Genomic DNA, 21048 nt, shown 5'->3' with positions numbered 1-21048 from the left:
CCAGAACAGAAACGTCGCCCAGGCCGCGCCGCCAAGATAGATCAGCCAGGGCGGCACAGTCCGCAGCATCCCAGTTACCTGTTGCATCCTGCCTCAGAAATTCCGTTTCAGGTCCATGCCATCATAAAGACCGGCCACCTGATCCGCATAGCCATTGAACATCAAAGTGTCCTGACGACTGGCGAACAGCCCGCCTCCGATCTTGCGTTCGGTTGCCTGAGACCAGCGCGGATGATCCACCTGCGGGTTCACGTTACTATAGAACCCATATTCGGACGGGATAAGCTTGTTCCAGCTGGTGGGCGGCTGTTTATCGGTCAGGGTAATACGCACCACGGATTTGATGGATTTGAACCCATATTTCCACGGCACCACCAGACGTAGAGGCGCGCCGTTCTGGTTGGGCAGGTCTTTGCCATACAGCCCCGTCGCCATGATCGTCAGCGGATGGCGGGCCTCGTCCAGGCGCAGACCTTCGACATAGGGCCAGTCCAGAATGGCGCTGCTTTGCCCGCGCATTTCCGCAGGCCGGTACAGAGTCTCAAAGGCAACGTATTTCGCGCCGTCCTGCACACCGGCCAGATCCAGCAGATCGGACAGTTCAAACCCGTTCCAGGGCACGACCATGGACCAGGCCTCGACGCAGCGGAAACGGTAGATGCGTTCCTCGATCGTCATTTGCGGCAGAATATCGGCCAGATCGTAATCACCGGGTTTATCCACCATCCCGTCGATCTTCAGCGTCCAGGGCGTCGTGGTCAGAGCCTTGGCATAGCGGGCCGGGTCATCCTTGCCGGTGCCGAATTCGTAGAAGTTATTATATGAGGTGATGTCTTCCCAGCTGTTCGGCTCCAGCGTTTCGGCCCGTGCGGCCCCTGCGGCGCCGGCCAATCCCATCCCGGCCAACCCCGCCATGATCTGGCGGCGGTTCATATATATGGGCTGGGGCGTGACATCGTCCCCAGTCAGATCGTTTTTCCAGCGATTGGCCATCTTGTCCCCTCTCATGAGCATTTAAGAGAAGATAGGCCGGACACATCTGCCCGGCCTAACAACATTATCTCACGATGGCGTGCCCTGACTGTAACTTGGGCGGATTTTGTTGAGCGGGATCGAGTCCCCGTTCCCCTGCACGATCCGCACATGCCGCCGCCGCATCTGGCGCGGCTCGGCCACGCCGACGGAATGCGCGATCATTTCCACCTCTTTGGTGATGGATTTGGCATAGTTGGCGACCTTCAGCCATTTATCCTCGACCACCAGGCCGCGTTGCAGACTGGGATCATGGGTGGTGATCCCGGTGGGGCAGGTGTTCTTGTTGCATTTCAGCGCCTGGATACAGCCCAGAGAGAACATGAACCCCCGCGCCGAGGCCACGAAATCCGCCCCCGCGCAGATTGCCCAGGCCACATCGCCCGGATTGACCAGCTTACCGCTGGCGATGATGCGGATACGATCCTTCAGCCCATAGCGATCCCGCAGATCGACGATCCGCAGCAGCGCCTCGCGCAGGGGCATCCCGACCAGATCAATCAAGGGCATGGGGGCCGCGCCGGTGCCGCCCTCGCCGCCATCAATGGCGATGAAATCCGGCGCGCTGTCGGCTCCGCGTTCCTCAATCAGCTGGAACAGTTCCTCCCACGCGTCGGACGAGCCGATCACCGTCTTGAACCCGCACGGTTTGCCCGAAACCCGACGGATGTGCCCGATCATATCCAGCAGATCCCCGAAGTCGTCGATCTCGGCGTGGCGATTGGGCGAGATACTGTCCCGCCCCACCGGAATGCCCCGGATCGCGCTGACCTCTTCGTCCACCTTTTCCCCCGGCAGGATGCCGCCCTTGCCGGGTTTCGCGCCCTGGGCCAGTTTCAGCTCGAACATCTTCACCTGAGGGTGTTCGGCCATCTTGCGCAGCTTTTCGTCGTCCAGCCCGCCATGTTCATTGCGCACCCCATATTTGGCCGTGCCGATCTGATAGACGATATCGCAGCCGCCCTTCAGATGATGCGGAGCCAGCCCGCCCTCGCCCGTATTCAGCCAGATACCGGCACGCGCGGCGCCGCGGCTCAGCGCCTCGATCGCCGGACGCGACAGCGCGCCATAGCTCATACCCGAAATGTTGAAAATCGACTTGGCACTATAAGGGATCGCCGCCGTCGGCCCGATGATCATCGGCTGAGTCGTGGCGAATTCATCATCCAGAGGCGGAAAGCACGCATTCACGAAAATCGGCGTGCCAGGAATAGATAGGTTCCGGGTGGACCCAAAAGCCACCGTATTCCCCTTGCCGCTGGTCGAATGATACACCCAATCACGCTGCGCCCGGTTAAAGGGCATTTCCTCGCGGTCCATGGCAAAGAAATACTGCCGGAAAAACTCGCCCAAAGTGGTGAACAGGTGCCGGAAACGACCGATCACCGGATAGTTGCGCCGCACCGCATCGCCCGTCTGCGTCCGGTCCACCAGATACAGCAACACCGCAATCAAAGCGGCCGCCCCCAGTGCAAATACAAAAAGAAGCGCCAGAACGATCAACACATTCAAAGCGAAGTCCATCACATATTCCTTTTGATATATATCAAGATTTGCTGCAAAGCTTCGTGTAGGATTTAACTTTGCAGCGTGCTCGTATGATGCGCACGACCCTAGCACCCGGAGGAGAATATACAATGAAAGCTCTTGCACTTGCGGCAGGAATTGCGCTGGCCGCAGGCAGCGCCCTGGCGGAGGATCTGATTCGCTATACAACGGACGAAAGCTTTGACGATGTGGTGTTCGGCCTGGAAAGCGCCATTCTGGATCAGGGTCTGGTGGTCGATGGCACCTCGCATGTTGGCGAAATGCTGGAACGCACCCGCGCCGATGTCGGATCCGAGATCACGGTGTTTCTAAAGGCCGATGTCTATTCCTTCTGCTCGGCGAAACTGTCGCGCAAGGTGATGGAGGCCGATCCGATGAATATCCGCTTCTGCCCCTATGACATATTCGTCGCGCAAATGCCCGACCGCCCGGATGAAACCATCATCGGCTATCGCGCCTTCCCCGAGGGCCCGATGCAAGAGGTTCAGGCCCTTCTGGATACCATTGTCCGGTCGGCCATCGGGCTGGACTGACCCCTGCCACCAGAAGGCCGGATACGGCTCCGCGCCTTCTGGTTTTTCGGCTTTTGCCCGGCGGATCAGGTGCCTGAGATCATCGCCGCCACATCCACCGCATAACGATCCGTCATCCCTGACACGAAATCCGTCAGGGAATGCAGCGCGGTATAGGCATCCGTCACCCCGCGCAGATCCAGATCCACGGCGCGCGCCAGCTGCCGTTCATAAGTGGGCAGGGCGTCCTCTTGCCATCCCTTAACCGCCAGAGCCTGATAAACCGGCAGCAGCCCGTTCAGCACCGTATGGGTCACGTTGCGCCCACGCACCTCCAGCTTGGTCTTGCGCGGCGCGGTGAAAAGCTGGTTATGCGCGATCCGTTCGATGGCCGCAAATTCATCCGCCTTCGAGGACGCCGCCACCAAAGAGCCCGAAAACTGCCCCGTCATGATGGCCTGGTAATTGTCCTTGAAGGCCTGAACGCAGGCCTGAATCGCGGCACCGATGCTGCGGGCGCGCAGATAGGCGATTTGCTCTTGCTGGGTATAGCCGGACTGATCCTGATTGGGCTTACCGCCCAAGGCCTCCAGACAGCCGATGACCTGCTCAAAGCTCAAATCGCCCGCGGCGAACCCGTCTTCCAGATCAACGATATTATAGCAAATGTCATCCGCGGCCTCGACCAGAAAGACCAGAGGATGCCGCCGCCACCAAGCCTCCTGCGCCGTGCCTTCCCGCAACAGGCCCAGCCGCGCGGCGATCTGTGCGAAATATTCGGCCTCGCTGTGAAAGACGCCGAATTTCTTTAGGCCGCAATAATCAGCGCCGCTGTTCACCTGCACATGCGCCGTCACCGGATATTTCGAGAACGCCCCCAACACCCCCAAAGACAGCCGCATCCCGCCCGCGCCGCGATACATCTCTAGCCGGGTCAGAATGCGGAACCCCTGAGCATTGCCTTCGAAATCGCGGAACTCGGCCTGCAAATCCCGGTCAACATCCGCGAAAATGCCCTGCCCCCTGTCGAACCGATCCGCGAACCAATGGCCAATCGCCTTTTCGCCGGAATGGCCAAAGGCAGGATTGCCGATGTCATGCGCCAGGCAGGCGGCGCTTACCATACCGGCCAGTTTATGCTGTTCGCCCGGTGCGATTGCCTTGGTTTCCTCCAGCCAGTGCCCCACGGCCATCCCCAGGGAACGCCCGGCGCTGGCCGTTTCCGCGCTGTGGATCAGCCGGTGATGGATATGGTCATGGCTGGACAACGGATGCACCTGAGTTTTATTCGCCAGCCTGCGAAACGGGGCCGAGAACACGATCCGGTCCGCGTCCTGCACATAGATCGGCCGGTGCGGCTGTTCGGCATAGTCTTTGTCACCGAACCGGACCGAACTCAGCAGCCGCGCCCATTCCATTTCACTCATGACATCTCTCCTGCACTCTGAACCCTGTATGGCGCGCGTGGCGGGCGCCGCTTCATAAAGAAAAGCCCGCCGTTTCCAGCGGGCTTTGATGTTAATGCACAACCGTGTCCTGCGGCGGTTCCTGGTTGGTATTGCCGACACGTTCACCGATGATCAGCCCCTCGGGGCCTGCGGTGACGGGTACGGCGGTCCCGTCCTTGATGTCACCCGCCAGCAGCAGCTCGGCCAGAGGATCCTGCAAGGCGCGCTGGATCACCCGTTTCAGCGGGCGGGCCCCGAACACCGGGTCGTACCCTTCATCCGCCAGCCATTTGCGCGCGGGTTCGTCCAGAGCCAAGCTGATCTTGCGCTGCGCCAGACGTTTGCTCAGCAGACCCAGCTGGATGTCCACGATCCCGTCCATATCCGCGCGGGCAAGGCGATCGAAGATGATCAGCTCGTCCAGGCGGTTCAGGAATTCGGGGCGGAAGTGCGCCCGAACGGCATCCATCACGTCGCGTTTGGCATCCGCACTGTCCGCGCCTTCGGGCAATTGGCTCAGCGCCTGCGCCCCAAGGTTCGAGGTCAGGATGATCAGCGTCTGCTTGAAGTCCACCGTGCGGCCCTGACCATCGGTCAGAACGCCGTCATCCAGCACTTGCAGCAGCACGTTGAACACGTCGGGGTGGGCTTTTTCCACCTCATCGAACAGCACCACCTGATAGGGGCGGCGGCGCACGGCCTCGGTCAGGACACCGCCTTCGTCATAGCCGACATAGCCCGGAGGCGCCCCGATCAGACGCGCGACCGAGTGTTTCTCCATGAACTCGGACATATCAATGCGCACCATGGCGCTGTCGTCGTCGAACAGGAACTCGGCCACGGCTTTGGTCAGCTCGGTTTTCCCCACGCCGGTCGGTCCCAGGAACAGGAAACTGCCCAGCGGACGGTTTTCATCGTTCAGCCCGGCGCGCGCCCGGCGCACCGCGTTGGCGACAGCCCGTACAGCGGCATTCTGGCCGATGACGCGCTTGTGCAGGCCGTCCTCCATGGACAGCAGCTTCTCGCGCTCGCCTTCCAGCATTTTTGCCGTCGGGATACCCGTCCAGCGTTCCACCACCTGAGCGATCTGCTCGGGGCGGACGGCCTCTTCGACCATAACGCCTTCTTCCTCGGCGGCTTCGGCCTCGGACAGCTGTTTTTCCAGATGCGGGATCACGCCATAGGACAGCTCGCCGGCCTTGGCCAGATTGCCCTCGCGCTTGGCGATTTCCAGATCGGCGCGGGCCTTGTCCAGCTGTTCCTTCAGATCACGCGCGCCAGCGAGTTTATCGCGTTCTGCCTGCCATTTGGCGGTCAATTCGGCACTGCGGTCTTGCAGATCGGCCAGTTCCTTTTCCAGCGTCTCCAGACGGTCCTTGCTGGCGGCGTCATCCTCCAGCTTCAGGGCCTCCACCTCGATCTGCATTTGCAGGATGTTGCGGTCCAGCTGGTCCAGCTCTTCGGGTTTGCTGTCCACCTCCATCCGCAGACGGCTGGCGGCCTCGTCCACAAGGTCAATCGCCTTATCCGGCAGGAAACGGTCGGTGATATAGCGATGGCTAAGCGTCGCCGCCGTCACCAGCGCCGAATCCGAGATTCGCACCCCGTGGTGCAGCTCGTATTTTTCCTTGATGCCGCGCAGGATGCTGATCGTGTCCTCGACCGTGGGTTCCTCGACCACGACGGGCTGGAACCGGCGGGCCAGGGCCGCGTCTTTTTCCACGTATTTGCGGTACTCATCCAGCGTGGTCGCGCCGATACAGTGCAGCTCACCGCGGGCAAGCGCCGGTTTGATCAGGTTGGCCGCGTCCATCGCACCGTCGGTTTTACCCGCGCCCACCAGAGTGTGCATCTCGTCGATGAACAGGATGATTTCCCCGGCGGCCTCGGTGACCTCGGTCAGGACGGCCTTCAGGCGCTCTTCGAATTCGCCGCGATATTTCGCCCCGGCGATCAGCGCGCCCATGTCCAGCGCCAGCAGTTTCTTGTTGCGCAAAGATTCAGGCACGTCACCGTTGACGATCCGCAGGGCCATGCCCTCGGCAATCGCGGTCTTACCCACACCGGGTTCGCCGATCAGCACCGGGTTGTTCTTGGTCCGACGGCTGAGCACCTGCATCGAGCGGCGGATTTCCTCGTCCCGGCCAATGATCGGGTCGATCTTGCCCTGCTCGGCCGCTTCGGTCAGATCGCGCGCGTATTTCTTCAGCGCGTCATAGCCTTCCTCGGCCGAGGCACTGTCTGCCGTCCGCCCCTTGCGGATGTCATTGATCGCGCCGTTCAGCTTCTGAGGCGTCACGCCCCCGGCCTCCAGCGCGTCCTTGGCCTTGGATTTGACCATGGCCAGCGCCATCAGCACACGCTCCACCGGAACAAAGCTATCGCCGGCTTTCTTGGCGATACCTTCGGCCTCGGCCAGAACCTTGCCGGCCAGATTATCCAGATAGACCTGCCCGGCGTCACCGGACACTTTGGGCAGTTTTTCAACGGCGGCATTCACCGCCTCAATCACCGCAGCGGCATTCCCGCCCGCGCGGTTGATCAGATTGGCGCTAAGCCCCTGATCGTCGTCCATCAGCGCTTTGAGTATATGTTCGGGCAGCAGGCGTTGATGGCCTTCGCGCATGGCGATCGTCTGAGCAGCCTGAATGAAGCCGCGCGACCGCTCCGTGAACTTGTTCAAGTCCATGGTTCTCTCCTTCTCATAAGCGTCCGGCTTGTGATGCCCGCCCATGCGGCACATCCAGTTTCGGACCTTATCGTTAAGGTGGCAATCGGCCTGCGCCGCTTCAAGCCCTGCACCGCCCAAAATAGTGAAAATTTTCGGGGCCACGGATTTGGAAACCGGCTGTTAAAGTCCGGCCCCTAAAACAAAGGCACAAAGCAAGGGGGCACGGCATGGATGTAATCGAAGTTAGCATTTCCCAGATGCGCGAAACACCTGCCTGCCGGCGGGTCTGTGGTGTCGTGTCCCTTGTCAGCGGCGGCCGGAACATCGTACTGCAATGCGATGCGCCGATCCCGGACACCGGGCGCAGCCGGGCCGCATTGTTGCGTGATGCCTTTCGCCAGTTGGACCGGATGCCCGAGCACCGCAATCAGGCCCAGCGGCCACAACGCAAGCTGATCGCCGCACCGCAGATGTCGCGGGATGCTTGACGCTTCGGGGGGATATCGCGAAAAGGGCACAATTCAATCGTAGGAGCTGCCCATGTCCCCCCGCCAACCCGATGACCGCCTGATCGTTGCCCTGGACGTCCCCAATGTCGTGGCGGGGATGGAATTGGCCGAGACGCTGAATGATGCGGTCTCTTTTTACAAAATCGGGCTGGGGATGCTGACCGGCGGCGGTCTGGCTCTGGCGAACGAGCTGAAGCAGGAACACGGCAAGCGTATTTTTCTGGATATGAAGTTCTTCGATATCGGCGCCACGGTCGAGCGCGCGGTGCGGGGCGTTGCGCAGTTCGATCTGGATTTCCTGACGGTCCACGGCGACCCGCACGTCGTCCGCGCCGCCAAAGAGGGTGCTGCGGGCAAAGATCTGAAAATTCTGGCGGTGACCATCCTGACCTCGCTGGACCGGGACGATCTGGATGCCGGGCTGATCAAACCCGGTGAAATGAAGGATCTGGTTCTCGAACGGGCGGCAAATGCGCTCGAGGCCGGGGCCGATGGCGTAATCGCCAGCCCGCAAGAGGCCGCTTTGATCCGCGCCCTGCCCCAGGCTGAAAATCGCCTGATCGTCACCCCCGGCGTGCGCCCGGCGGGCGCAGCCCTGGGCGATCAGAAACGCGTCGCGACCCCGGCGCAGGCCCTGCACGATGGTGCCGATCACATCGTGGTCGGCCGCCCGATCTATGCCGCCGAAGACCCGCGCGCCGCCACGCAGGCCATCCTGTCCGAAATCGCCAAAGTCTAAACCGCGGCCTGGGCCAGATACATTTTCACCCGCGCCGCAAAATGAGGGATGGCGCGGGGATGATCGAAATAGGCCTGCGCCGGCATCAGCTGCCAGTATTGCCCCTCATCCCCCAGCCGTATCTCTGCGGCCCGCGCCTCGGGCAGGTGTGCGGCAAAAAACCAGACCGGCTCTCCGGTGCTGGCACGGAAACAGCGTTTCCAGACAAGATCCTGATCAGAAAGGGTGATTCCCAGTTCCTCGCGCGTTTCACGCAGGGCGCAGGCCTCGGGGGTTTCGCGCCCCTCGCGCCCGCCGCCGGGCAGATCCAAATGGCCAGCCCAGACCAGACCGGGCCGATCATCGCGCATGATAACCGCCAGTTTCGACCCAACAAACAGCGCCAGTTTCGCGCCCCGGAATTCTGTATTTTCGCTCATGCCTGAGATATAATCCCGCGTATGTGACTTGCCCATGATCCTCACGAAACTCTGATCCATGCCCGCCCTGTGCCGAGATTGCCTGACCCGTTTCGAAACGGGCACCCGCTGCCCCGAATGCGGGCGCCCACGCGTGATTGCGCATCCGGAACTGTTCGATTTGTCCATCGCACATATGGATTGCGATGCCTTCTATGCCAGCGTCGAGAAACGTGAAAATCCCGAACTGGCGGACAAACCCGTCATTATCGGAGGCGGCAAACGCGGGGTGGTGTCCACGGCCTGCTATGTGGCGCGCATTCGCGGGGTGCGCTCGGCGATGCCAATGTTCAAGGCGCTGAAACTGTGCCCCGACGCGGTGGTGATCGCGCCCCGGATGCAGCTGTATGTCGAAGTCAGCCGCGCCATTCGCGCCATGATGGAGGAACTGACGCCCTCGATTCAGCCGCTCTCGCTGGACGAGGCTTTTATGGATCTCAGCGGCACCGAACGCCTACACGGGGCCCCACCCGCAGTGATGCTGGCCCGGCTGACCAAACGCATGAAGGATGAATTGGGGGTGACTGGCTCGATCGGGCTGAGCCACAACAAATTCCTGGCCAAGGTTGCCTCGGATCTGGATAAACCGCACGGGTTTTCCGTGATTGGCCGGGCCGAAACCGCCGATTTCCTGCACGATAAGCCCGTGCGGATGATCTGGGGCGTCGGCCAGGCCACGCAATCGGCGCTGGAAAGGGCCGGCATTCGCACCTTCACCGATTTGCTGCGCTGGGATCGCAAAGAGCTGCATCACAGATTCGGAGGCATGGGCGACAGGCTGTATTTTCTGGCCCGCGGGCAGGATCGGCGCGCGGTGTCCGCCCATGACCCGATCAAATCCATCTCGAATGAAACCACATTTTTCGAGGACACCGCCAATCCCGACATTCTGGATGGCCATCTGTGGCGCCTGTCCGAAAAAGTCGCCGACCGCGCCAAGGCACGGGGGCTGGCCGGGCGGGTGGTGTCGCTGAAACTGAAACGCGCCGATCACAGCCTGATTTCCCGCCGCCAAAGCCAGCACGAACCCGTCCAACTGGCCGACCGCATCTATCGCGTGGCCCGCGCCTTGTTCGACCGGGTGCCGGGGGATGGCCCCTACCGTCTGATAGGCGTCGGCCTGTCCGAACTGCACCCCGAAACGGAAACCGAACTGGCTCCGGACCTGCTGGACCCCGACGCCCGGACCCGCAGCCGCGCCGAACGCGCCACCGATGAGATTCGCAAAAGATTCGGCAAGGATGCCATCGTCAAAGGGCGCGCCCTGCGCTGATCACTCGGCCGCCAGTTTGCGCTGCGACGCGCCGAAATCCGTGATTTTGGCCACCACCCGCGTGATCAGTTCCTGCATCTTCTGGAAATTATTGTTCGGCCGGATCAGCGCCTCGTTCATATAAAGCGAGCGGTCAATCTCAACCTGAATCACATGCTGGCGCCGCGACGGACGCCCATAATGCTGCGCCGTATATGCCCCCGCAAAGGGCACGTTGCGCGATACGTTCAGCCCCTCATCCACAAAGGCCTGTTCGATCACATCCATCACCAAAGACGCCGAAGCCGCGCCGAATCTGTCGCCCAGCACCACCTCGGGGCGGCGTGTGCCGGTGCGAACCAGCCCGTCCAGCGCCTCGTGCGGCATCGAGTGACAATCGACCAGAATCGCCTCGTCGAACTGATCATGCGATTCGGACAGAAGCGATTGCAGACAGGCATGATAGGGATACCAATAGCCATCCAGGCGAGCGCGGACCTCGGACATATCCAGTTTTCCGCGATAAATGCAGCGCGAATTGGCCACCACGCGCGGCACCACCCCCAGGCCGGACACGATTCGCGGGTTATAGGTTGTGGTCTTCAGTCCGCGAATCAACGCGGGGTCCAGCTCATCCGGGCTGCGATTCATGTCGATATAGGCCCGCGGGGCGCCTGCCTCCAGAAAAGGTGCCCCATGATCGGGCACGGCCTGGAACAATTGATCGACAAAAGCATCCTCGGATGAGCGAATCATATGTTCATCCAGCACCGATTGCCGCAAAAAGCGGGCAGGATAGGCCCGACTGCTATGAGGAGACGCGAAAATCACGCTGGTCGTGCGTGTTTTCGGCATCATCAGGCGAAAGGCGGGCTGGGACATTGTCACTCCTGTTACAGGAAATATCATAGACTGAATATTCTTGTGACCAAAAGCCCTTGATCCCCCCGCCGACTCCTTTTATAGAGCGCGAACCGGCGCGGAATTCCGCGCCCCTTTCTTTAGGGGCACGGGGCCAAATCGGATAAATACGGGCGATTAGCTCAGCGGTAGAGCACTTCGTTGACATCGAAGGGGTCACAAGTTCGATCCTTGTATCGCCCACCATTTCTTTCGCTTCTGACGAAGCGACCCGCAACCCAAGGCGCCCGGCGCCGCGAATGAAGGAGAGGACCATGAAGGTCAAGAACTCGCTCCGCTCGCTCAAGCAGCGTCACCGCGATTGCCGTATCGTGCGCCGCAAAGGCCGCGTCTACGTGATCAACAAAACTCAGCGTCGTTTCAAAGCCCGCCAGGGTTAAGGAACCGTTCAGAGTTTGAGCAAAAGACCGCCCCGGTTCATCCTGGGCGGTCTTTTTCTTTGCGAATGCAGCATTTTTGACTCCGGTCAAGAAACCGACACGGGTCTTATGCCATAGCCGATGTGAAACAGGCCGATTGATAGGTGTCTCATGTCCACGCAAACGCAGCCCCGCCCCACCGCCGAAGTGCAACTGCCCGCAAAGGTGCCTCAGGTTCCGGCCCTCCGGCTGCCAACGCCCGAGCAGCACAAATACGAAACCTATGACAAGGTGATCCGGGCCTCGATGGCGCGCATGACCTCGGGGTTGTCACCCTATGCGGCGGCGGCGGCCTGGACGGACTGGCTGGCGCATCTGGCCACTGCACCGGGCCGACAGCTGGAAATGATCGAGCAGGCCCAGAAAAATGCGGCCAAGCTGGGCAGCTATCTGACCAGCCAAACCCGAGGCACGGCCGAAGCCCCTTTCCGCCCCAAAGCCTCGGACCATCGTTTTACCCATCCCGATTGGCAGAAACCGCCCTTCAACATGTTAGAGCAAAGCTTTCTGGCAGCGCAGGATTGGTGGGATCGGGCCACCTGCTGCGTGCCCGGCGCGCAGAAACAAAACATGGACCGCGTGTCCTTTATGGTGCGGCAGATGCTGGACCTGATCGCGCCCTCCAATATTCCTGCGCTCAACCCGGAAATTCTGCAAACCGCCCGCGATACCAAGGGGCAATCCATCATCGACGGGTTTGAATTGCTGCGTCAGGATCTTGAAGATCTGGCGACAGGCGAGACTCATGCCGACACTGGCGATTTCGTAGTCGGGCGGACCCTGGCCTGCACCCCCGGCAAGGTCGTGTATCGCAATGAACTGCTGGAGCTGATCCAATACGCCCCGCAGACAGATACCGTGCAGGCCGAGCCGATCCTGATCGTGCCCGCCTGGATCATGAAATACTATATCCTGGATCTCAGCCCGCATAATTCGCTGATCAACTATCTGGTCGCTCAGGGCTTTACCGTCTTCGCGATTTCCTGGGTCAACCCGTCCGAATCCCAACGGAATCTGGAGCTGGACGATTACCGCACCCAAGGCGTCATGGCCGCGCTGGACGCAATTTCCCAGATCGTGCCCGATCAGAAAATCCACGCCTGCGGCTATTGTCTGGGGGGGACGATCCTGTCGATCTCGGCCGCGACGATGGCGCGGGATGAGGATAACCGGCTGGCCTCGGTCACGCTGCTGGCTGCGCAAACGGATTTCACCGAAGCCGGAGAACTGATGCTGTTTCTGGACGAAAGTCAGGTCGCGTATCTGGATGATATGATGTGGGATCAGGGCTATCTGGATCAACGACAGATGAGCGGCGCCTTTCAGGCCCTGCGCGCCGAAGATCTGATCTGGACCCGCGCGGTGCGCCGTTATCTGATGGGGGTGGATGAAAAGGCCGCCGACATCTCGGTCTGGAATCAGGATGCAACGCGAATGCCCTATCGGATGCACTCGCAATATCTGCGCAGCCTGTTCATGGAAAATCGTTTAACCGCAGGCCGTTACGCCGTCGAAGGCCACGTCATTGCGCTGAAGGACGTAAAGGTGCCCTTTTTCGTTGTCGGCACCGAGAAAGACCATATCGCGCCCTGGAAATCCGTCTACAAGACCGCTCTGTTCACCGACGGAGACCTGACTTTCATCCTGGCCAAAGGCGGGCATAATGGCGGGATCGTCAGCGAGCCGGGGCACCCGCGCCGACACTATCGTCAGGGCCATCGCGCGGCTGGCGCGCTCTATATGGATCCGGATACATGGCTGGCCAGTCATGACACGCAGGACGGATCATGGTGGCCGCAATGGCGCGACTGGCTGACCGCAGTTCAGTCAGAAACCGCCACCGTGGCCCCACCTCCCATGGGCACCAAGGGCCTGCCACCACTGGCGGACGCCCCCGGCACCTATGTGTTCCAGAAATAGGCCTATCGGCTGACCCGCGCCATCAGCCGCACCATCGTCGCCTGCGAGACAAAGCCCGACACGGGCAGATCGCTGGCGCGCTGGAACTTGCGGATGGCCCGACGGGTTTTCTTATTGAAAGTGCCGTCCACCTTGCCCGGATCGAACCCTGCCTCGGCCAGGGTGCGTTCAACCAGCAGCCGCGTCACGGGAATCCCGGCGACGACCTGTTCCTCGGCCCGGTGTTTTTCGATCAGGTCGGCCTTGCGGTCCTCTTCTTGCAGCTCGGCGATCCGGTCGCGAGCGGTTTCAGCGAAACTGCTATGCGGATATTGCGCCATGAAGCGGCGGTAGGCTTCGATCGTGTCCTGCGTGCGTGCCTCGTTCCAGGCGTTGCGCATAGTCACGTCCGCCTCGCGGCGGCGGCGGCGCTCCAGTTCCTCCAGGCGTTCGCGTGCGTCATCGGAATAGAGCCCATCGGGGAAGCGGCGCAGGTATTCACGCAGCCCACGTTCATCGCCCCGCCCCCCTGTCGTGCGCCAGAATTCACGATCCCGGCGTTCCTCTTCGGCGCGACGGCGGCGCTCTTCTTCTTCCAGGGCCCGCGCGCGGCGCAGCGCATCCTGCCGCAAAGTGGCCAGTTGGCTGCGATTCACATAGCCCGTGTCCGTCCACCCTTTCGAGCGCTGATACGCGGCAATCGCCTGCCGTGTGCCTCGCCCGAAAATCCCGTCGATTCCGCGTGTGTCAAACCCCAGCAAAGTCAATTGCCGCTGGATCTCGCGCCGGGCATCGCGCGACAGATTCAGAGCCTGTTCGGCGGCCTCGGCCTCGCGGGCGGGACGTTCCAGAATGGCCTGTATCCGGCGGCGTGCCTCGTTGTGGAACAGCCCCGAGGGGAAGCGATTCATATAGGCGCGATACGCCTCGATCGTGTCGATGTCACGCACCGCGCTCCAATAGGATGTGTCGCCATCAACGGCCTGATCCCCGGCCTGATCCCCGGCCCCGCCCAAGGGCGCATCGGGCAGGAAACCGACAAGATGCACCCCCAATCCGGCCTGTTCCGCCAGCCCCGCCAAAGAGCTGCCGCCCCCCAGAATCCTGTCGCGCAACACCGGCGTCACCCGATTTGCGGCGCCGCGCAGGCCTGTCACGCCTTGTGGTAATTCCAGCGCTCCGGCCCCTTTTTGCAGCCATGCCCCCACCGAAGGCCGCCCCGTTTGCGAGGGCGTCAACACGATCAGAGCCTTCCCCGCCTGAGGCCCCAGCATCGCGGCCAGCGTATTCACGGACAGCCCGTATTGCCCCACATTCAGCGCATTCACCGCGCTGAACTCACGCGAGAGCAGCCAGCTATCCGTCGGCCCCTTGGCCATGTGCCCCGACAGAATCACAATGGCACGGTTTACCGAATTGGCGTTCAGCGCCTCATTGAAATCCTGTGCCGCCTGCGCCATGGATCGCGCAGTCCAATCCTGCCCGCCAAAGACCCGGAAGCCCTGCCGCCGCAGCATCTGGGCATAGGAATCGAAGTCAGCGGTATCCTCGGCATCGGACACCCGGTCATAATCGCGATTGGCCAGAACCAACGCATAATCCTGCGCCCAGGATGGCAGGGCCGTGGACACATATAGCGCCACGGCCCCAAGAAATGAGCGATACGAAAACATGGCAGGCCTCCCTTACGGTTCCGGCCCCAGCTTAGTCGTAAGTGCGTTGATCTTCGATCACTTTTCCGTCGTTGGGCAATGAGCCGGGGGCCACGACCTCGATCTTGCCCTTCAGTTTGAGCGCATCCACCACCGAGCCCGCATAGGTTTCGGCACTGCCGCCATTTGCCTCGATCTGGACGGTCATCGTGTCCATTTCGCCCTCGCGTCCGGCGATGACACGGGCCTTCACGATCTCAGCATGTTTCGAGACCAGCGCAGCCACCTGTTCAGGACGCACGAACATGCCCTTGATCTTGGTGGTCTGATCGGCGCGACCCATCCAGCCCTTGATGCGGATATTGCTGCGCCCGCAGGGGCTTTGGCCCGGCAGAATAGCGCTCAGATCGCCCGTAGCGAAACGGATCAGCGGATAATCGGGGTTCAGCGTGGTCACCACGACCTCGCCGACCTGACCGGGTGCGACGGGATCCCCCGTGCCCGGCGTGACGATTTCCACGATGACCTGCTCATCCACGATCATGCCTTCCATCGCTTCGGATTCATACGCGATGTTGCCCAGATCGGCCGTGGCATAGCTTTGCAGGCAGGCGATTCCGCGATCGGCATATTCCTGCCGCAACGACGGGAACAGAGCGCCGCCGCCCACCGCTGCCTTGGTGATGCTCAGCTTCAGCCCCATGGTTTCGGCCTTATCCAGAATCACCTTTAGATAATCGGGGGTGCCCGCATAGGCGGTGGCCCCCACATCTGCGGCCGCCCGTGCCTGCAATTCTGTCTGGCCGGTGCCTGCGGGCAGCACCGCCGCGCCCACGGCGCGCGCCCCGGATTCAAAGATCATCCCGGCCGGAGTCAGATGATAGCCAAAGCAGTTCTGAACGATATCGCCCTGCCCGATTCCGCAGGCGTGCAGGAAACGGCCCATGCGCCACCAGTCATGCTCGACCCCGCCGGGTTCATAAATCGGGCCGGGGGATTGGAAAATATGCGCGAACCCGTTGGCCGGGCGTGTCGTCAGCCCGCCAAAAGGCGCGGCCTGGGCCTGAGCCTGCCCAAGATCCGATTTGCGCAGCACCGGAAGGGCTGCCAGATCCTGGACAGAAACGATCCGGGCCGCGTCCACTTCGGACAGGCGCCCGCCATATCCGGGCACCCCCTGCGCACGGGCGATCTGCTGCGGCAGAGCCTGGGCCAAGGCAGCGGCGCGCTCGTCCGCGCTGCGCGTTTCAAGATCGTCATAATAGCGGGTCATATATACAGGTCTCCCTGCCGGGAAAGGCATTGCCCAAAATTACCCGGTCATCTCTGGCTGTGTGGCGGGGGGCCGATGCCCACCCAGATCATGTGTTCGGTGCTGGACGTCAGCTGAGCCAGCGTTTACGGCGACGATAAGACCGCACATCGCGGAAGGATTTGCGCCCCTCATCCGACATGCCCAGATAGAATTCCTTCACATCCGGGTTTTCGCGCAGATCCTTGGCCGGGCCGTCCATCACAACGCGCCCCGATTCCAGGATGTAGCCGTAATGCGCAAAGCGCAGCGCCACGTTGGTGTTCTGTTCGGCCAAAAGGAAGGTCACGCCTTCTTTCTCGTTCAGGTTCTTCACGATGTTGAAGATTTCCTCGACCAGCTGCGGTGCCAGCCCCATCGAGGGCTCGTCCAGCAAAATGGTTTCGGGTTTCGACATGATGGCGCGGCCGATGGCGACCATCTGCTGCTCACCGCCCGAGGTATAGCCCGCCTGGCTGCGCCGGCGTTCCTTCAGCCGGGGGAAGTATTTGTACACCATCTCCAGATCGGCATCTATATCCCCGCGCGAGGCATTGCGGGTATAGGCCCCCGTCAGCAGGTTTTCCTCGACCGTCAGGTGTTCGAAACAATGGCGGCCCTCCATCACCTGGATCACGCCTTTTTTCACCAGCTCGGCCGGGTTCAAAGCCTGCACGCCATCGCCCCGATACAGGATGTTGCCCTTGGTCACCTCGCCGCGTTCGGAATGCAGCAGGTTGGAAATCGCCTTGAGCGTGGTGGTCTTGCCCGCGCCGTTCCCGCCCAGCAAGGCGGTGATCCCGCCTTTGGGCACTTTCAGGCTGACCCCTTTGAGAACAAGGATCACGTGGTTGTAGATCACCTCGATGTTGTTGACCTCCAGAAGGGTCTCATCGGTGGGTCCTGCGTCCAGCATCTGCGTCTACTTTCTGAGTTTCGTTCGGGTGGATCCCGGCCACGACAGGCGCGGCCGGGACAACTGTCAGGGCTTAGTTACAGCCCGGAGTGATGTTGTTTTCCTTGGCATAGGCCTCAGAGTCGGCAGCGATCAGCGGTTGCAGAACCTCTTGATCCGACTGGATATAATCGGTGATCATCGACCAGGTGCCCGCTTTCGCATCCCACTGGGTAACCGCGCCATAGCCGTCACCACCGTGGTTTTCGCAGGTCACTTTGAACGAGGGGCCAAAGTTCGGCAGACCCAGGGCGGTCATCTTCTCTTCGGTCATTTCCAGGTTCTCCATACCGTCGCGCATCTGCGCGGGGGTGATGGCACCCGTGCCGTGGATACCCTGCGCGGTTTTCGCCGCTTCGGCGGCCAGCATCGCGGCATAGAGACCACGGTTATACAGCACCGAGCCGATCTGATCGCCCGCGCCGGCAGCCTTCCCCGCATCGACAACGTATTTCTGGATGTCGTCAAACACCGGATAGTCCGACCCCACATTATGGAAGGTCAGCGCCTTATAGCCATCGGCACGCTCGCCCGCGGGTTTCACGTCATTTTCCGAACCCGACCACCAGATACCGATGAAGTTTTCCATCGGGAAACGGATGTTGATGGCTTCTTGGATGGCGACCTGGTTCATCACGCCCCAGCCCCACATCAGCACATAGTCAGGACGCTCGCGGCGGATTTGCAGCCACTGGGATTTCTGCTCCTGACCGGGGTGGTCAACGGCCAGCAGGGTCAGATCATAGCCGTGCTTCTTGGCCAGTTCTTCCAGGGTGCGGATCGGTTCCTTACCATAGGCCGAGTTGTGATAGACCAGCGCGACTTTCTTACCTTCCAGGCTGCCGCCGTTCACGTCCAGCAGGTGCTTGATCGCGATCGAGGCGCCGTCCCAGTAGTTCGCCGGATAGTTAAAGATGTTGCGGAACACGGCACCGTTCTTGGCCGAGGTCCGGCCATACCCGCCCGAGTGCACGGCGATGCCGTCTGCGGTGGCTTTGGGGATCAGCTGATAGGTGATGCCGGTGGACAGCGGCTCATAGACCAGCGCGTCCGAGCCCTTGGTGGATTCGTAACATTCCACGCCTTTTTCGGTGTTATAGCCGGTTTCACATTCCAGCAGGTTCACCTTTTCTCCGCCGATACCGCCGTCGCGCTCGTTCAGCAGGGTGAAGTAATCGGCATAGCCGTCCGCAAAGGGGATGCCGTTTGCGGCATACGGCCCCGTACGGTAGCTGAGCGAGGTAAAGGTCAGGTCTGCCATCGCCGGGCCTGCGGCCACAATGGCGGCAACGGCGGCAGAGATCAGTTTCGTTTTCATCGGTATGGTTCCTCCCTTTGGTCGTATCCGATGGTTTCCAGATCCGAGGTTATGCCCCGGTATGTTGGCTGGCCCCGCCTTAGTGCGGGAAGGGCCAGAGCCGTAGTTTTTCCTTGGCGACGCGCCACAGCTGCGCCAGCCCGTGTGGCTCTGCGATCAGGAAAATGATGATCAGAGCGCCCACGATTATGAATTCCAGATGCGCCGCCATATCCGTGGGCCAGCCCAGGGTGCCCACCAGCACGTTCTTCAGCAGCACCGGCAGCAGCACCAGAAAGGCCGCCCCGGCAAAGGCCCCAAAGATCGAGCCCAGACCGCCGATGATGATCATGAACAGCACCAGGAACGATTTGTTGATGCCAAAGGCCTCGCCGACCTCGACCGCGCCCAGATAGACCGCAAAGAACAGCGCGCCAGACACCCCGATAAAGAACGAGCTAACCGCAAAGGCGCTGAGCTTGGAGCGCAGGGGATCCACGCCGATGATCTCGGCCGCGATGTCCATATCCCGAATGGCCATCCATTTACGTCCCACCGACCCGCGGGTCAGATTCCGCGCGATGATGGCGCTGATCGTCACGAAAACCAGACAGAACAGATAGGACGCCCAGGCCGAGGTGTTCGCGCCGGTCACAGCAATGCCGAACACGGTGCGCTCGGGCGAGCTGATCTGCCCCGAGGCCGAGTAGTTGTAGAACCACGGCACCTTGTTGAACAGCCACACCAGAAAGAACTGCGCCGCCAGGGTGGCCACCGCCAGATAGAAGCCCTTGATCCGCAGGCTGGGCAGACCGAACAGAACCCCCACGATGGCTGTCACGCCTCCTGCCAGCAATACGTGGAAAAAGATGTTCACCTCGGGAAAGGCGGTCATCAGCTTGTAGACCGCATAGGCGCCCACAGCCATGAAGCCCCCGGTGCCCAGCGACACCTGCCCGCAATAGCCCACCAGAATGTTCAGCCCAATCGCCGCAATCGCGTAGATCAGGAAGGGCATGAACACCGCGTTCACCCAGTAGTCATTGATAATGAACGGAATTACGCAGAAGGCTGCGAACAGGACAAAATAGTACCGATAGCGATCGAACTTGATCGGAAAGGTCTGGTTGTCGTCGGTGTAGGACGTTTTGAAATCGCCCGCTTCACGATAGAACATGGTTTCTTACCCCTGCTCATTGGCGTGGGTGAACCCCAGCGCAGTATTGTTAAGCGCGTGTCCACGCGACAATTTCAGATAGGCCGCCACCCCGGTCAGGAACCCAAGACCCGCCAGAGCCGCCGCCGTCAGGACTTGGGATTGGGTCAGCTCGCTGGCGGTCAGGGCGATGTAGCCAAAGGCCCAGAACCCCGCCCAAGAGACCACGTTGATAATGGCAATCAGCTTTTGCATGGTCAGACCCTCTCGATGATTTTTTCGCCGAACAGGCCTTGCGGGCGGAACACCAGGAACACCAGAGCCAGCACATAGGCGAACCAGTTCTCGGTTGCGCCGCCCACCATCGGACCGATGAGGAATTCAAAGAGTTTCTCCCCCACGCCGATGATCAGGCCGCCGACAATGGCCCCAGGGATCGAGGTGAACCCGCCCAGCATCAGCACCGGCAGCGCCTTCAGCGCGATCAGCGACAGGCTGAACTGCACGCCCGATTTGGCGCCCCACATGATGCCCGCAACCAGCGCGACAAAGCCCGCGACCGACCACACCATCACCCAGATGAAGTTCAGCGAAATGCCAACCGACAGCGCCGCCTGATGGTCATCGGCCACAGCACGCATGGCGCGGCCTTGCTTGGTGTATTGGCTGAACAGCACCAGCGCGACCACCAGAATGGCGGCGATAACCGTGGCCACCAGATCCAGCTGATCCAGGAAGAAGCCATAGAAATTCGGGTTTCCGAAGCCCAGCCACTGGGTGTTTTCCTCGATCCAGAAGCTGCCGCCCTGAGGCAGGCCCACGTCCAGTTTCTTGATGTCCGAGCCCCACATCAGGTCTCCGAAACCTTCCATGAAGTAGGCCAGGCCGATGGTGGCCATGAACAGGATGATCGGTTCCTGATTCACCAGATGACGGAAGATGAATTTTTGCACGGCCCAGGCCAGCAGGACCATCACCGCCATGGTAAACAAGATCGCCAGAACGGCCGGAACGTGCCAGCCAAAGTGATGCACCTCGGTGCCGAACACCGCGTTGATCAGGTGGCTGAAAGGCACTTGGCCTTCCATGATGCCCACCAGGGTCAGCGCCGCGAACAGCGCCATAACACCCTGAGCATAGTTAAAAATGCCCGAAGCCTTGTAGATCAGCACGAACCCCAGCGCCACCAGCGCATAGAGAACGCCCGCCATCAGCCCGTTCAGGACAACCTCGGTACCAAAAAGGAGTTGTTCAGGCATGGATCGTGCCTCCGGTCGGAATGGTCAGGA

20 protein-coding genes and 1 tRNA gene (1 of these 21 cut by a window edge) are annotated in these 21048 nt (G+C 61.0%); 7 read left to right on the top strand and 14 right to left on the bottom strand.

Annotation, left to right across the window (positions count from 1 at the left end):
• The 3 genes from msrQ to ACP15O_RS11725 all read right to left on the bottom strand — a co-directional run.
• A protein-coding gene (gene msrQ / locus ACP15O_RS11735) for a protein-methionine-sulfoxide reductase heme-binding subunit MsrQ (protein WP_425096282.1) crosses the window boundary here: on the bottom strand, positions 1-87 show its 5' end (the start). The gene continues 513 nt to the left of window position 1, outside the view; 87 of the gene's 600 nt are visible here — the first part of the coding sequence; the start codon lies at positions 85-87; its stop codon lies beyond the left edge, outside the window.
• A 6-nt stretch (positions 88-93) separates the two neighbouring features.
• Entirely contained in the window at positions 94-993 is a 900-nt protein-coding gene (gene msrP, locus ACP15O_RS11730; RefSeq protein WP_425096281.1) for a protein-methionine-sulfoxide reductase catalytic subunit MsrP, read from the bottom strand.
• A gap of 69 nt (positions 994-1062) precedes the next feature.
• Complete coding sequence (locus tag ACP15O_RS11725) at positions 1063-2556, bottom strand: FMN-binding glutamate synthase family protein (RefSeq protein ID WP_425096280.1); 1494 nt, start codon at positions 2554-2556, stop codon at positions 1063-1065.
• A 113-nt stretch (positions 2557-2669) separates the two neighbouring features.
• Here ACP15O_RS11725 and ACP15O_RS11720 point away from each other — a divergent pair, with 113 nt between their 5' ends.
• Positions 2670-3113: a DUF302 domain-containing protein gene (locus ACP15O_RS11720; RefSeq protein WP_425096279.1), complete on the top strand. Its 444-nt coding sequence runs from the start codon at positions 2670-2672 to the stop codon at positions 3111-3113.
• A gap of 65 nt (positions 3114-3178) precedes the next feature.
• Here ACP15O_RS11720 and dgt read toward each other — a convergent pair whose 3' ends face one another.
• Together dgt and clpB are read right to left on the bottom strand one after the other, a co-directional pair.
• Entirely contained in the window at positions 3179-4519 is a 1341-nt protein-coding gene (gene dgt, locus ACP15O_RS11715) for a dGTP triphosphohydrolase (protein ID WP_425096278.1), read from the bottom strand.
• A gap of 91 nt (positions 4520-4610) precedes the next feature.
• Positions 4611-7229: an ATP-dependent chaperone ClpB gene (clpB, locus tag ACP15O_RS11710; protein ID WP_425096277.1), complete on the bottom strand. Its 2619-nt coding sequence runs from the start codon at positions 7227-7229 to the stop codon at positions 4611-4613.
• A gap of 209 nt (positions 7230-7438) precedes the next feature.
• Between clpB and ACP15O_RS11705 the strand changes: the two genes are divergently transcribed.
• Together ACP15O_RS11705 and pyrF are read left to right on the top strand one after the other, a co-directional pair.
• Entirely contained in the window at positions 7439-7699 is a 261-nt protein-coding gene (locus tag ACP15O_RS11705) for a hypothetical protein (protein WP_425096276.1), read from the top strand.
• Positions 7700-7751: 52 nt separating this feature from the next.
• A complete protein-coding gene (gene pyrF / locus ACP15O_RS11700) occupies positions 7752-8459 on the top strand; it encodes an orotidine-5'-phosphate decarboxylase (RefSeq protein WP_425096275.1) in 708 nt (235 codons plus the stop codon).
• Here pyrF and ACP15O_RS11695 read toward each other — a convergent pair.
• A complete protein-coding gene (locus ACP15O_RS11695) occupies positions 8456-8878 on the bottom strand; it encodes an NUDIX hydrolase (RefSeq protein ID WP_425096274.1) in 423 nt (140 codons plus the stop codon). The genes pyrF and ACP15O_RS11695 overlap by 4 nt on opposite strands.
• A 58-nt stretch (positions 8879-8936) precedes the next feature.
• Here ACP15O_RS11695 and ACP15O_RS11690 point away from each other — a divergent pair, with 58 nt between their 5' ends.
• Positions 8937-10190 carry a DNA polymerase IV gene (locus ACP15O_RS11690; RefSeq protein ID WP_425096273.1) on the top strand — a complete coding sequence of 418 codons (1254 nt, stop codon included), beginning with the start codon at positions 8937-8939 and terminating at the stop codon, positions 10188-10190.
• Here ACP15O_RS11690 and ACP15O_RS11685 read toward each other — a convergent pair whose 3' ends face one another.
• Entirely contained in the window at positions 10191-11051 is an 861-nt protein-coding gene (locus ACP15O_RS11685) for an N-formylglutamate amidohydrolase (RefSeq protein WP_425096272.1), read from the bottom strand. It abuts the gene before it with no gap.
• A gap of 150 nt (positions 11052-11201) precedes the next feature.
• On the opposite strand from ACP15O_RS11685, the gene ACP15O_RS11680 reads away from it, so the two are divergent.
• From ACP15O_RS11680 to ACP15O_RS11670, 3 genes are all read left to right on the top strand, one after another.
• A tRNA-Val gene (locus ACP15O_RS11680) sits at positions 11202-11276 on the top strand.
• Positions 11277-11344: 68 nt separating this feature from the next.
• Positions 11345-11470 (top strand): type B 50S ribosomal protein L36, encoded by a 126-nt coding sequence (gene ykgO / locus ACP15O_RS11675; RefSeq protein WP_035255927.1) that lies wholly within the window; start codon positions 11345-11347, stop codon positions 11468-11470.
• A gap of 150 nt (positions 11471-11620) precedes the next feature.
• Entirely contained in the window at positions 11621-13429 is a 1809-nt protein-coding gene (locus ACP15O_RS11670) for a PHA/PHB synthase family protein (RefSeq protein ID WP_425096271.1), read from the top strand.
• 2 nt (positions 13430-13431) lie between these two features.
• Here ACP15O_RS11670 and ACP15O_RS11665 read toward each other — a convergent pair whose 3' ends face one another.
• The 7 genes from ACP15O_RS11665 to ACP15O_RS11635 form a co-directional block, all read right to left on the bottom strand.
• Complete coding sequence (locus ACP15O_RS11665) at positions 13432-15081, bottom strand: peptidoglycan-binding domain-containing protein (RefSeq protein ID WP_425096270.1); 1650 nt, start codon at positions 15079-15081, stop codon at positions 13432-13434.
• 31 nt (positions 15082-15112) lie between these two features.
• Positions 15113-16333, bottom strand: coding sequence for a phenylacetate--CoA ligase family protein (locus ACP15O_RS11660; RefSeq protein WP_425096269.1), 1221 nt, complete (start codon positions 16331-16333; stop codon positions 15113-15115).
• A gap of 109 nt (positions 16334-16442) precedes the next feature.
• Positions 16443-17267 carry an ABC transporter ATP-binding protein gene (locus ACP15O_RS11655; RefSeq protein ID WP_425096268.1) on the bottom strand — a complete coding sequence of 275 codons (825 nt, stop codon included), beginning with the start codon at positions 17265-17267 and terminating at the stop codon, positions 16443-16445.
• Between the two features lie 73 nt (positions 17268-17340).
• Positions 17341-18624, bottom strand: coding sequence for an ABC transporter substrate-binding protein (locus ACP15O_RS11650; protein WP_425096267.1), 1284 nt, complete (start codon positions 18622-18624; stop codon positions 17341-17343).
• Positions 18625-18703: 79 nt separating this feature from the next.
• On the bottom strand, positions 18704-19780 hold the full coding sequence (locus ACP15O_RS11645) for a branched-chain amino acid ABC transporter permease (protein WP_425096266.1): 1077 nt from the start codon (positions 19778-19780) through the stop codon (positions 18704-18706).
• 6 nt (positions 19781-19786) lie between these two features.
• Positions 19787-20014, bottom strand: coding sequence for a hypothetical protein (locus ACP15O_RS11640; protein WP_425096265.1), 228 nt, complete (start codon positions 20012-20014; stop codon positions 19787-19789).
• A gap of 2 nt (positions 20015-20016) precedes the next feature.
• Positions 20017-21018 (bottom strand): branched-chain amino acid ABC transporter permease, encoded by a 1002-nt coding sequence (locus tag ACP15O_RS11635; protein ID WP_425096264.1) that lies wholly within the window; start codon positions 21016-21018, stop codon positions 20017-20019.
• Between the last annotated feature and the right edge of the window lie 30 nt (positions 21019-21048).

Source organism: Youngimonas ophiurae (nom. illeg.), assembly GCF_049803795.1.
In the GTDB taxonomy this organism is placed as follows: Bacteria; Pseudomonadota; Alphaproteobacteria; order Rhodobacterales; family Rhodobacteraceae; genus Thalassobius.
This window is presented reverse-complemented; position numbering and strand designations above follow the sequence as displayed.

Bases quoted from the DNA above. Each gene is read 5' to 3' on its own strand.
- ACP15O_RS11725 (WP_425096280.1), bottom strand. From the start codon at position 2,556: ATGGACTTCGCTTTGAATGTGTTGATCGTTCTGGCGCTTCTTTTTGTA.
- ACP15O_RS11690 (WP_425096273.1), top strand. From the start codon at position 8,937: ATGCCCGCCCTGTGCCGAGATTGCCTGACCCGTTTCGAAACGGGCACC.
- ACP15O_RS11645 (WP_425096266.1), bottom strand. From the start codon at position 19,780: ATGTTCTATCGTGAAGCGGGCGATTTCAAAACGTCCTACACCGACGAC.
- ACP15O_RS11650 (WP_425096267.1), bottom strand. From the start codon at position 18,624: ATGAAAACGAAACTGATCTCTGCCGCCGTTGCCGCCATTGTGGCCGCA.
- ACP15O_RS11635 (WP_425096264.1), bottom strand. From the start codon at position 21,018: ATGCCTGAACAACTCCTTTTTGGTACCGAGGTTGTCCTGAACGGGCTG.
- ACP15O_RS11705 (WP_425096276.1), top strand. From the start codon at position 7,439: ATGGATGTAATCGAAGTTAGCATTTCCCAGATGCGCGAAACACCTGCC.
- ACP15O_RS11695 (WP_425096274.1), bottom strand. From the start codon at position 8,878: ATGAGCGAAAATACAGAATTCCGGGGCGCGAAACTGGCGCTGTTTGTT.
- ykgO (WP_035255927.1), top strand. From the start codon at position 11,345: ATGAAGGTCAAGAACTCGCTCCGCTCGCTCAAGCAGCGTCACCGCGAT.
- ACP15O_RS11720 (WP_425096279.1), top strand. From the start codon at position 2,670: ATGAAAGCTCTTGCACTTGCGGCAGGAATTGCGCTGGCCGCAGGCAGC.
- clpB (WP_425096277.1), bottom strand. From the start codon at position 7,229: ATGGACTTGAACAAGTTCACGGAGCGGTCGCGCGGCTTCATTCAGGCT.
- pyrF (WP_425096275.1), top strand. From the start codon at position 7,752: ATGTCCCCCCGCCAACCCGATGACCGCCTGATCGTTGCCCTGGACGTC.
- msrP (WP_425096281.1), bottom strand. From the start codon at position 993: ATGGCCAATCGCTGGAAAAACGATCTGACTGGGGACGATGTCACGCCC.
- ACP15O_RS11640 (WP_425096265.1), bottom strand. From the start codon at position 20,014: ATGCAAAAGCTGATTGCCATTATCAACGTGGTCTCTTGGGCGGGGTTC.
- ACP15O_RS11665 (WP_425096270.1), bottom strand. From the start codon at position 15,081: ATGTTTTCGTATCGCTCATTTCTTGGGGCCGTGGCGCTATATGTGTCC.
- ACP15O_RS11685 (WP_425096272.1), bottom strand. From the start codon at position 11,051: ATGTCCCAGCCCGCCTTTCGCCTGATGATGCCGAAAACACGCACGACC.
- ACP15O_RS11655 (WP_425096268.1), bottom strand. From the start codon at position 17,267: ATGCTGGACGCAGGACCCACCGATGAGACCCTTCTGGAGGTCAACAAC.
- dgt (WP_425096278.1), bottom strand. From the start codon at position 4,519: ATGAGTGAAATGGAATGGGCGCGGCTGCTGAGTTCGGTCCGGTTCGGT.
- ACP15O_RS11670 (WP_425096271.1), top strand. From the start codon at position 11,621: ATGTCCACGCAAACGCAGCCCCGCCCCACCGCCGAAGTGCAACTGCCC.
- ACP15O_RS11660 (WP_425096269.1), bottom strand. From the start codon at position 16,333: ATGACCCGCTATTATGACGATCTTGAAACGCGCAGCGCGGACGAGCGC.